This window comes from Shewanella sp. HL-SH8, from assembly GCF_051165765.1.
Lineage (GTDB): Bacteria > Pseudomonadota > Gammaproteobacteria > Enterobacterales > Shewanellaceae > Shewanella > Shewanella glacialimarina.
In genome coordinates, this window is sequence record NZ_CP195039.1 from 327473 (window position 1) to 338713 (window position 11241).

Here is an 11241-nt window from a genome sequence, read left to right on the forward strand (position 1 = left end):
ACATGATAAATATCAAGCAATTGGTGTTTGTGATTGGCATATTTTTGTCAATCTTAACCGGATTCATGCTAATCCCCATGAGCTTTGCACTCATCTATGGTGAAGAAACCATAGGTGATTTCATGCTATCGGCTATATTTACCGGCAGTGTGGCTATTTTTTGTATTCAATCTGGTCGTCTACATGATATTCGGTTAAACATTCGCGATATGTTCGTTCTGACTTGCGCCACCTGGCTAGCGGTAAGCCTTTGTGCCGCACTACCTTTTGCGCTATACCACGGTATCACTTATACCGACGCCTTCTTTGAAACTATGTCAGGGATCACCACTACTGGCTCAACAGTATTGTCTGGCTTGGATAATATGGATCACAGCATTCTAATATGGCGCTCTTTATTACAATGGCTGGGCGGCATTGGCTTTATTGTCATGGCCGTCGCGGTATTACCTTTTTTAAACGTCGGTGGCATGCGTTTATTTAGAACTGAATCATCCGACTGGAGCGACAAAGCCACTCCCAGAACGCAATATATGGCCAAAAATCTTTTCTGGGTTTATGGCTGTTTAACCTTATTGTGTGCATTTTGCTATCACCAGGCAGGTATGAACTGGTTTGAAGCGATTAATCATGCCATGACCACCCTCTCTACCGGTGGTTATTCCACATCAGATAACTCAATGGCTCACTTCTCTAATGCGGCACATTGGGTGGGTATTGTCTTTATGTTGGCAGGAGGTCTGCCCCTATTGATGTTTGTCCAGTCAATACAGCAACGCAATATTTCAATATGGAATGATCAGCAAGTAAAGGGCTTCTTATTGTTTGTGGCTACAGTATCTTTCAGTATTGCGTTGTGGCTGTCATTGCACAAAAACTTAAGCTTTATCGATGCACTGCGTTTATCCAGTTTTAATGTTATTTCAGTGGTAACCACTACAGGTTATGGCTTAACCGACTATCAAGCATGGGGTGCGTTTGCCAGTACCGCATTTTTGTTTTTAATGTTGATCGGCAGCTGTTCGGGATCAACCTCAGGTGGCATTAAAATATTTCGTTTTCAAATTTCAATGGTCATTATGCGCCAGCAAATTAAACAGCAATTCCACCCTAAAGGCTTGTTTAAAGATACCTTCAATGGCCATAAAGTCAGTGAAGATATTGTTCGCTCATTAGTCACCTTCATTATGCTTTTTTTCATCGTTATTTTGGGATTATCGATGATTTTAGTGCTAACAGGCTTAGATATTATAACCAGCTTTACCGGTGCTATTACTGCGGTTGCCAATGTAGGTCCTGGCTTGGGCGCTATTATTGGTCCTGCAGGTAACTTCTCAAGCTTATCTGATGTGGCTAAGTGGGCGTTAGCTTTTGGTATGTTATTGGGGCGCCTTGAGATTCTCACTGTCGCGGTGCTTTGTCACCCACAATTTTGGCGTTATTAATATTATTGCAGCGTAAATCGCTAAGTAAATTGGCAGTAAGCGCCTAGCGCCCACAATAGCAGCCAGTTAATGCCCAATTTAGTTAATTTTTCAACGCTATTAAGTCATAGCTAACACATGCTCAGCGTAACGCTTAACATCCTCCCAATCGGTATAATCTATAATCGCTTTAGGATCCGTTGGGCCGTCAGTCATTTTCATAATTAAGCGGATCATTAAACTGTCGTACCAAGGCCAAGAAGGATAATCGACCTTACCTGCGATGATCTTGACATCCTGTGGCTGCCAAGGAGAAAGCAGTAAAAACTTTTGGAGGTACTTATTGTTTTCAGGCACACGCTTTTCTGGGTTTCGAGCAACAACGTTAACGCAAAAGAAACTGTTGGGCACTTTTGCCAATTCAGCCTGATAACGTTCGACAAACTCAAATACCGACTTATGGTATGAGCCATAAAGTACACAGGCACCTAATGCGATAGCATGGTATTGGGTCCAATCAATATTATGCTTAACTTCATTAATATTGAGCACATCACACTCTCCTCCTTTGGCCAATATTTGTTGAGCGATAGCACGGCTAATTTGTGCAGTATGGCCGCCTCGAGAATAATACAACACCAAAACTTTGGACATAGTGAACCTCTATTGATAAAGAAAGAATGAGTGTGGCAAAAAAAGACTTAAGATACCGATGAAGTGATCACAAATTAGAATTAGCTCATATTATTAGCACCGATAATTGAGATCTACACACAGCACGAGTATGATTCGGATATCACTCGTATCCAAGGATCCTCCCATGCAGCAAAATATCGATATTTCATCGATGCTAGAAAACGCAGAAACAGCTGCAAAATGGCTGAAAGCGATAGCAAACCCTTATCGCTTAATGATTTTGTGCTTGTTGTTGGATAAAGAGCTCAGCGTAACTGAGTTGAATGAGACCGTGCCACTCAGTCAGTCTGCTTTATCACAACACTTAGCCGTATTACGCGCAGAAGACTTAGTTAACACTCGTAAGAGTTCGCAAGTGGTGTTTTATACTTTAAAAAACGAGCAAGTGACTGAGGTGATTTCTATTTTACATCGCCGTTATTGCGCCTAAATAATTACCTCTGTTATCGACACTTCCACTTTATTATCGATATTGTACATATAGCTTAATGCAGCAAGCTTGTTGGATTAAGCTTGTTGCACCAACTGAGCCGCAAAATCATCTACTTTATTCCAATCAGTAAACTCAAACGTGGCAGATGTGTCCGTAGGGCCCTTGGTCATCCACATAATAAAGCGGATCATAAACTTATCGACAAAACCATACTTAGGGTAGTCGATCTTACCTGCGAACACAGAAGACAACTGTGGTTGCCATTGTGATAACAGTAAAAACTTTTGCATATAAGGATTAGTTGCAGGGGTGTTTTTTTCAGGTTTTCTTGCGACTACGTTGACCGTAAAAAAGCTATTAGCTTTGCTTTCAATTGCGGCCTTGTTACTGGCAATAAAATCATATAATGCGGGACGATGTTTACCATAGCGAATGCTAGCACCGATAATAATTTGCGAGGCACTTTCGATATCTACCTGAGAGACCTGGGCGACATCCTTTAACGTAACACCATGTCCAGATTGCTCAAGTTGTTGCTTGATACGTTGGCAAATGGCAAGCGTTTGACCATCCACAGTTGAGTAAACCAGTAAGCTTTGCATTAGTTTTTCCAAAATGTCGGTGTAAATAACACCAAAAGAGTAAATACTTCTAAACGACCAAATAGCATGGCAATAACCAACACCCACTTAGCGCCATCGGTAATACTAGCGTAGTTATTGGCAACATCGCCTAGCCCTGGTCCAAGGTTATTCAAACTAGCCGCTGTCGCACTGAATGCGGTAATAGCATCCATATCCATCGCCATTAAGATCACCATACAAATAACAAACACTAACGCATAAGCCGAGAAGAAGCCCCATACCGCATCAATGATACGGTCTGGCAATGCTGCGCCGCCAATACGGATAGAATACATAGCTTTAGGATGAACCAAACGCTTAAGCTCACGCGAGCCCTGCAATACCAACAGGATAAGTCGAATAACCTTCATCCCCCCGCCAGTTGAACCTGCACAACCGCCAATAAAGCTTGAAAATATCAGTAATACGGGTAAAAACAGCGGCCAGGAGTGAAAGCTTTCGGTGCCAAAGCCAGCGGTAGTTGATATCGAAACCACCTGGAAAAAAGCATAATCTAATGTCTGCTCAGCGGTGTCGTAAACCCCCGAGTAATATAAAGTGGTAAAACAAATGGCAGTTAGCACCACTTGAACGCCGATTAATACCTTAAACTCAGCATCCTTAAAGTAAATTTTAAAGTTAATTCCACGACGGGTGAAAGCTGCAAAATGCACGCTAAAGTTAACGGCGGCAATGAGTAAGAATACCGCACAGATAATATTAATCGCCGAACTATCGTAATAACCAATACTGGCATCTTTAGTGGAAAAACCACCAATGGCGATAGTGGAAAACGCATGACAAATAGCATCAAAAGCATTCATACCGGCAAAATAAAATGCCGTGGCGCAGGCGATAGTTAACATCAAATAAATGTACCATAACGCTTTGGCGGTTTCGGCAATTCTTGGGGTCATTTTACTGTCTTTAACTGGCCCGGGGATCTCGGCTTTAAATAGCTGCATGCCCCCAATACCCAGTAACGGCAAAATAGCCACGGCGAGCACGATGATACCCATGCCGCCCATCCACTGTAATAAATGGCGATAGAACAATACCGCCTTAGGTAAGTCATCTAGGCCGACAATAACAGTCGCCCCAGTGGTTGTCAGCGCGGAAAAGGATTCAAAAAAGCTGTCGGTCCAACTTAAATCAGGCACTTTGGAGAAAATAAACGGCAGTGCCCCAATGGATCCCAATACCGTCCAAAACAACACCACAATAAGAAAGCCTTCACGGGTACGTAAATCACTTTTATGTTTACGGTTGGGATACCAAAGTAAAAAACCTAAAAATAAACTGACAAAAAACGCCTGAACAAACGCAGTACCGCCACCATCTTTATAAAACACCGCCACCAAAGCAGGCGGAAGCATAGTGATAGAGAACAAGGCCATCAGCAAACCTGTGATTCTTATAATTGTTTTATATTGCATTAAAGGCTTCTGTTAGTTCGATGTTATAAAAATATGAAAAATTAACTTTGTAAGGCATTTTGGCATAAGTTCAGCCTAGCTCATACAGTAAACTTCACTTGAAGCGTCCCTTGGGTCATTGTGGCTAACTGAGTATTAAAATCAGCTAAGGCATCTTTTGCTAACTCGAATGTCATATCGACTTTGTCACTGAACGCTTTCGCTAAAATAACCCCGTCATATTGAGCCACTAAATATTCAACATCCGCTAACTGTGCATAGTTGCAGTTTAGGGTGATCGGGTAACGAATATTCTTAGTCCGTAAACTTAACTGACTAATGCCCAGCTTTATGCCTGAACTATAAGCACGCATTAAGCCGCCAACGCCAAGCTTTGTGCCACCAAAGTAACGTACAACTATTGCACCAACCTCACCCACATTGGCGCCTTGCAAGCTTGCTAACATAGGGCGTCCAGCGCTACCACCAGGTTCGCCATCGTCACTGGAACCAATATTAACCATCTCATTGGGCTCTCCGGCTATAAAGGCATAACAATAGTGACTCGCCCCTGGGTAATCGCGCTTCATGTTAGTAAGTGTTAACTTCATAACATCTTGGTCTGGGCAATGAAATAGAAAAGAGATAAAGCGACTATGCTTTATCTCCTCTTCAATCAACAAGTTGGAATCAGGTATTGAATAACTCTCAGTCAAGAGCCAACTCTCTTGTCATGTTTTCATTTCGATCACTGTGCACAATCACATTATCTTCAATGCGAATACCGCCAAAAGGTCGCATTACATCAACTGTTTGCCAATTAACTAACTGCTTAGCATGGTCACTTAAATCATTGAGCAAGGTGTCAATAATATAAATACCAGGTTCAATCGTTAGCACCTGGTTGGCCGCTAAAGTTCGAGTACAGCGTAAAAAAGGATGATTTTCGGGGGCTGGTATATGAGTGCCGCGCTCATCATGGGAGTATCCGCCCATATCATGTACCTGCAAGCCAAGCATATGACCTAATCCGTGGGGGAAAAATGCCCGCGTGACACCAGAATCAACCAGCGCAGTCACATCAGAATGAGCCAGTTCAAAGTCTATCAATAACTGCGCAATTCGCTCATGGGTCATAATATGCAAATCTGTATATTTCACCCCGGGTTTCATTGCATCGACAATGGCCAGTTGCTGCTGATTTAACGCCGTAATAAGTTCAGAAAAACGATTTTTCTCGAACGCATAAGTACGGGTAATATCAGCGGCATACCCATGGTAACTTGCACCAGCATCAATAAGAAACGATAAACGCTGCTTTGGCTTTACGTGGGCTAATGTCATGTAATGCAAAATAGCCGCATTTTGATTCAAGGCGATGATATTGCCGTATGGCATTTCGTTTTCACCTTGGCTGATTTCAGCTAAGTACTGTTGCTGGATCTCAAACTCACTGCCACCATTGAAAAATGCACTTTTGGCCGCTTTATGACCTTTAACTGCAATTTTGTTTGCTCGACGTAGACACTCAAGTTCATATTGCGTTTTATCAGCTCGGTGGTAATGCAAGTAATTCATTACCGCATCAGGGTTACGGGACTTAAACTCTAATACGTCAGCAACATCTAAATGCTCACCAATATAAGCCCAATTACTCAAATCTTTCGGTAAAAACTCAGCAATTTTATCAGCTTTGGTTAGTAGCTTAATGTCAAAATGTTCAGTCCAAAATGCCTCTGGCACATCGCTAACCTTATGCCAGAAATCCACTGGACGATAAAAGACCAATACTGGCTTATCAATCCCGTTGGCAATAACCCAACAGTTTGGATTATCAAGAATAGGCAGCCATGCTTTGAAATGAGGATTCACCTTGAATGGATAATTCATATCATCTAAAAACTGACGATGGGGTTGTCCTGAATGAATAACGACGCCTGCAAAATTCTCACGACGGGTGATCTCAGCGACCCGACGATTTAACTCGGCAATATGTGCATGATATAAGCTATCCAGCTGATCCATTTTTTGATTCCTATTCAGTAGTTGGCAAACACTCACAGTTTACCACAAAGGATAAAAATCACCTTAGTAGACAAAAATTAAACGGTCGTTTAAATTGGGTGTTGTAATTTCTGTCATTTAGTCGCACACTGTTGTGTAACTGGTCAAATGATGGCCTATACTGCTGTGAAACAAGCTTGATAACTACACGATTATAAAGATGTTGAAATCGCTTTAAGCAATAAGGAAGCAAGCAATGATCTACCAAAGCCCTACCATCCAGGTTGAGTTACTTGAAGACAATATTGCCAAGCTGTGCTTTAACGCACCGGGCTCGGTAAACAAATTTGACAGAGAGACTCTAGCCTCTTTAGATGCTGCACTAGATAGCATCAAACAAAAGACTGATATCAAAGCACTAATACTTACCTCAGCTAAAAGCACATTTATTGTGGGCGCTGATATCACAGAATTCTTAGAATTATTTAAGCAAGACGATGCCACACTGCTCGCTTGGGTTGAACAAGCTAATGCGGTATTCAATAAGCTTGAAGATTTACCTTTCCCTACCGTATCAGCGATTAACGGTTTTGCTTTAGGCGGTGGATGTGAAACGATTCTAGCAACCGACTTACGAGTTGCTGATACCAATGCACTTATCGGTTTACCTGAAACCAAATTAGGCTTAATTCCTGGCTTTGGTGGTACGGTTCGTCTACCTCGCGTAATCGGTGCTGACAATGCATTAGAATGGATCACATCAGGTAAAGAACAACGTCCTGACGATGCACTTAAAGTGGGTGCTATTGATGCGGTAGTCGCACCAGAAAACCTACACACAGCAGCTATTCAGATGTTACATGACGCATTAGCGGGTAACTTAGATTGGCAAGCTCGTCGTAAGCAAAAGCAATCACCGCTGCTACTAGGTAAGCTTGAGGCTATGATGTCGTTCACCACAGCCAAAGGCATGGTGTTCTCTATTGCCGGTAAACATTATCCAGCGCCAATGGCAGCTGTGAATGTTATCGAAAAAGCGGCGACTTTAGATCGCGCTGGTGCATTACAAGTTGAAGCTCAGGCTTTTATTAAGCTGGCTAAAACTGACGTTGCGACGGCATTAATTGGTATTTTCTTAAATGACCAATTAGTTAAAGGCAAAGCGAAAAAAGCAGGTAAATTAGCGAAAGATGTTAATCAAGCTGCGGTATTAGGTGCAGGCATTATGGGCGGTGGTATTGCTTACCAAAGCGCCAGTAAAGGCACGCCAATTGTCATGAAAGACATCGCTCAGCCAGCATTAGAGTTAGGCTTGAACGAAGCGGCTAAAATTCTAACAACACAAGTTGCACGCGGTCGCTCTACGCCAGAAAAAATGGCTAAAGTATTAAACAACATTACGCCGTCACTAGATTATGCCTCTATCAAAAATAGCGACATCGTTGTAGAAGCGGTTGTTGAACATCCAAAAGTGAAGGCCACTGTACTGGCTGAAGTTGAAGGCTATGTATCTGAAGATGCGATTATTGCTTCAAACACCTCAACTATCTCTATCAACTTGCTAGCTAAAAGCCTGAAGAAACCTGAACGTTTCTGCGGTATGCACTTCTTTAACCCTGTGCACAAAATGCCACTTGTTGAAATTATTCGTGGTGAGCACAGCTCAGAAGAAACCATTGCAACAGTTGTCGCTTACGCCAGCAAAATGGGCAAAACCCCAATCGTTGTAAATGATTGCCCAGGCTTCTTCGTTAACCGCGTATTGTTCCCATACTTTGCAGGTTTTAGCGGTCTACTTGCTGATGGTGCTGACTTTGCCGCTGTCGATAAAGTCATGGAAAAACAGTTCGGTTGGCCAATGGGTCCAGCTTACTTACTTGACGTAGTCGGTTTAGATACCGGTCATCACGCACAAGCAGTAATGGCTGAAGGCTTCCCTGACCGTATGGGTAAAAACGGCAAAGACGCTATCGACATTATGTTTGAAAACAAACGTCTAGGTCAGAAAAACACTAAAGGCTTCTATGCTTATTCTGTAGACCGTCGTGGTAAGCCGAAAAAAGACGTTGACCAAACTAGCTATGAATTATTAAGCGCTGAGTTCGGTACAGTAAAGGCATTCGAGTCAGATGAAATCATAGCTCGCTGTATGATCCCGATGATCATCGAAACGGTTCGCTGTTTAGAAGAAGGCATTATTGCATCACCTGCTGAAGGCGATATGGGTCTAGTATACGGTATTGGTTTCCCACCATTCCGTGGCGGTGTATTCCGTTACTTAGACACCATGGGCGTAGCAAACTTTGTTGCCCTAGCAGACAAATACGCACATCTTGGTGGCTTATATCAAGTTACCGATGCAATGCGCGCACTTGCAGCCAACAACGGTAGTTACTACCAAGCCTAATAAGTGGGAAAGGAATTAAATCATGAAACAAGCTGTTATCGTAGACTGCATTCGTACCCCAATGGGCCGTTCTAAGGCTGGGGTATTTAGAAATGTACGTGCAGAAACTCTTTCTGCAGAACTAATGAAAGCATTAATGCTTCGTAACCCACAACTTGATCCAAATACCATTGAAGATGTTATTTGGGGTTGTGTGCAACAAACACTAGAACAAGGTTTTAACATTGCCCGTAACGCATCATTATTAGCTGGTATTCCTAAAACAGCTGGTGCGGTTACCGTAAACCGTTTATGTGGTTCATCAATGGATGCACTTCATCAAGCGGCTCGCGCCATTATGACTGGCCAAGGAGATACCTTCATTATTGGTGGTGTTGAGCACATGGGTCATGTACCAATGAACCACGGTGTTGATTTTCACCCAGGCCTAGCTAACCGCGTAGCTAAAGCCTCTGGCATGATGGGCTTAACCGCTGAAATGTTAGGTAAGTTACATGGCATTACCCGTGAACAACAAGATGCTTTTGCTGTACGCTCTCATCAGCGTGCACATGCTGCAACGATTGAAGGTCGCTTTGCCAAAGAAATTTGGGGCATTGAAGGCCACGATGTAAACGGCGCATTAATCAAGGTTATGACCGACGAAGTTATCCGTCCGGAAACGACCCTTGAGTCACTTGCAGGTTTACGTCCAGCATTTGACCCAGTTAACGGCACAGTGACAGCAGGTACATCATCAGCACTATCGGATGGTGCATCTGCGATGTTAGTAATGGAAGAATCTAAGGCTCGCGCATTAGGTTTACCTATTCGTGCTCGCATTCGCTCAATGGCGGTTGCAGGTTGTGATGCTGCAATTATGGGTTATGGTCCAGTGCCTGCTACTCAAAAAGCATTAGCCCGTGCTGGTCTTTCAGTTGCTGATTTAGATGTGATTGAACTTAACGAAGCGTTTGCAGCCCAGTCTTTACCTTGTGTTAAAGATCTTGGTTTACAAGATGTAGTTGATGACAAGATTAACCTTAACGGCGGCGCTATCGCCCTTGGTCATCCACTAGGTTGTTCAGGTGCACGTATTTCTACCACCCTGATTAACTTGATGGAAGATAAAGATGCAACATTAGGTTTAGCCACTATGTGTATCGGATTAGGTCAAGGTATCGCGACTGTTTTCGAACGCGTTTAAGCTATCTTTAAAGTTAATCTGAGTTTATCAATCTAACGGGTTCACCCTATCGATTGTAAATTAACTCAAAAAACCGAATTATTGAAAAATAATTCGGTTTTTTATTTTTCATCAACTGGCTAATGTTCCACGTGAAACATGTTTGAGGAAAATTTAAAAACAAATTAAAACGTTAATTCATAGCTAAATCACATTAGTTACACCTAAACTTGGCAATCAAGATGTGGCGGAGTAAAATTATGGATATTAAAAAAGCTAAGTTGAAGTGGCAATGTCAGAAGAATTAACCTCCCTAGAAGTATTTGCACAAGCACAACACCAACTGGATGCGTTAGGTTTACGTTGTCCAGAACCGGTAATGATGATCCGTAAAGCTGTGCGCAAAATGGCAGACGGTGAAACCATATTAATTATTGCCGATGACCCAGCAACAACCAGAGACATTCCAAGTTTTTGTGAGTTTATGGATCACACCCTAATTGCCAGCGAAACATCAAAAACGCCCTATCAATATCTGCTAAAAAAAGGAATATAAACATGGAAGCTAAATTAGCAGCAATAGCTTATAAAACAGCTAAACGTGGTAAAATGAACCAAGTGTTTTGCGCCAACGTCACCCTAGAACGCGGTGTTGAAAATGATGTTTTTGGCCGCCCAGGTAAACGTCAAGTAACAGTACTGTCGAAGCAGCAATGGCAAATAGCCTGTAATCAAATAAATGCGGATTTAGACTGGCTGACACGTAGAGCTAATTTGCTAATAACAGGATATGAGTTTAGCGCTACCGATGTTGGAAAAACGCTCCATATTGGCGCTGAATTGCAGTTGTTAATCACAGGTGAAACAGATCCCTGTAAAAAAATGGAAGCCGCTTTTGCTGGATTAGAACAAGCATTAACACCAGACTGGCGAGGCGGTGTAACCTGTAAAGTCATACAAGCAGGACTGATACAACCAGATGATCCAGTAACGATGCGCTAAACATGACAACCAAATCACTTTATCGCTACTCTATAGATAAATGAATCTTGCCATATTAAAGGTTTATTTATC

11 protein-coding genes are annotated in these 11241 nt (G+C 42.4%); 6 read left to right on the forward strand and 5 right to left on the reverse strand.

Translation table 11 applies throughout. The features are described from left to right. Positions 1–2 precede the first annotated feature (2 nt). Positions 3–1445: a TrkH family potassium uptake protein gene (locus tag ACRWQN_RS01425; protein WP_434939542.1), complete on the forward strand. Its 1443-nt coding sequence runs from the start codon at positions 3–5 to the stop codon at positions 1443–1445. A 99-nt stretch (positions 1446–1544) separates the two neighbouring features. On the opposite strand, the gene hemG (ACRWQN_RS01430) is transcribed toward ACRWQN_RS01425, so the two are convergent. Further along, positions 1545–2078, reverse strand: coding sequence for a menaquinone-dependent protoporphyrinogen IX dehydrogenase (hemG, locus tag ACRWQN_RS01430; protein ID WP_434939543.1), 534 nt, complete (start codon positions 2076–2078; stop codon positions 1545–1547). Positions 2079–2244: 166 nt separating this feature from the next. Between hemG (ACRWQN_RS01430) and ACRWQN_RS01435 the strand changes: the two genes are divergently transcribed. After that, on the forward strand, positions 2245–2550 hold the full coding sequence (locus ACRWQN_RS01435; protein ID WP_434927655.1) for an ArsR/SmtB family transcription factor: 306 nt from the start codon (positions 2245–2247) through the stop codon (positions 2548–2550). A gap of 77 nt (positions 2551–2627) precedes the next feature. On the opposite strand, the gene hemG (ACRWQN_RS01440) is transcribed toward ACRWQN_RS01435, so the two are convergent. The 4 genes from hemG (ACRWQN_RS01440) to pepQ form a co-directional block, all read right to left on the reverse strand. Beyond that, positions 2628–3155, reverse strand: a complete 528-nt coding sequence (hemG, locus tag ACRWQN_RS01440; RefSeq protein ID WP_434927656.1) for a menaquinone-dependent protoporphyrinogen IX dehydrogenase — start codon at positions 3153–3155, stop codon at positions 2628–2630. Continuing rightward, positions 3155–4612, reverse strand: a complete 1458-nt coding sequence (locus tag ACRWQN_RS01445; protein ID WP_434927657.1) for a TrkH family potassium uptake protein — start codon at positions 4610–4612, stop codon at positions 3155–3157. Before ACRWQN_RS01445 ends, hemG (ACRWQN_RS01440) begins: the two co-directional genes overlap by 1 nt. Before the next feature lie 80 nt (positions 4613–4692). Continuing rightward, the gene (locus ACRWQN_RS01450) at positions 4693–5307 is read right to left on the reverse strand and encodes a YigZ family protein (protein WP_434930830.1); all 615 of its coding nucleotides are present in this window, start codon (positions 5305–5307) and stop codon (positions 4693–4695) included. Then, positions 5300–6616, reverse strand: a complete 1317-nt coding sequence (gene pepQ, locus ACRWQN_RS01455) for a Xaa-Pro dipeptidase (RefSeq protein ID WP_434939544.1) — start codon at positions 6614–6616, stop codon at positions 5300–5302. Before pepQ ends, ACRWQN_RS01450 begins: the two co-directional genes overlap by 8 nt. A 235-nt stretch (positions 6617–6851) precedes the next feature. On the opposite strand from pepQ, the gene fadB reads away from it, so the two are divergent. From fadB to ACRWQN_RS01475, 4 genes are all read left to right on the forward strand, one after another. Continuing rightward, positions 6852–9002, forward strand: a complete 2151-nt coding sequence (fadB, locus tag ACRWQN_RS01460) for a fatty acid oxidation complex subunit alpha FadB (RefSeq protein ID WP_434939545.1) — start codon at positions 6852–6854, stop codon at positions 9000–9002. A gap of 22 nt (positions 9003–9024) precedes the next feature. Then, on the forward strand, positions 9025–10188 hold the full coding sequence (gene fadA / locus ACRWQN_RS01465; RefSeq protein WP_235087209.1) for an acetyl-CoA C-acyltransferase FadA: 1164 nt from the start codon (positions 9025–9027) through the stop codon (positions 10186–10188). Between the two features lie 271 nt (positions 10189–10459). Beyond that, entirely contained in the window at positions 10460–10723 is a 264-nt protein-coding gene (gene tusA / locus ACRWQN_RS01470) for a sulfurtransferase TusA (protein WP_434939546.1), read from the forward strand. A 2-nt stretch (positions 10724–10725) separates the two neighbouring features. Beyond that, positions 10726–11169 carry an MOSC domain-containing protein gene (locus ACRWQN_RS01475; protein ID WP_434939547.1) on the forward strand — a complete coding sequence of 148 codons (444 nt, stop codon included), beginning with the start codon at positions 10726–10728 and terminating at the stop codon, positions 11167–11169. The last annotated feature ends 72 nt before the right edge of the window (positions 11170–11241 follow it).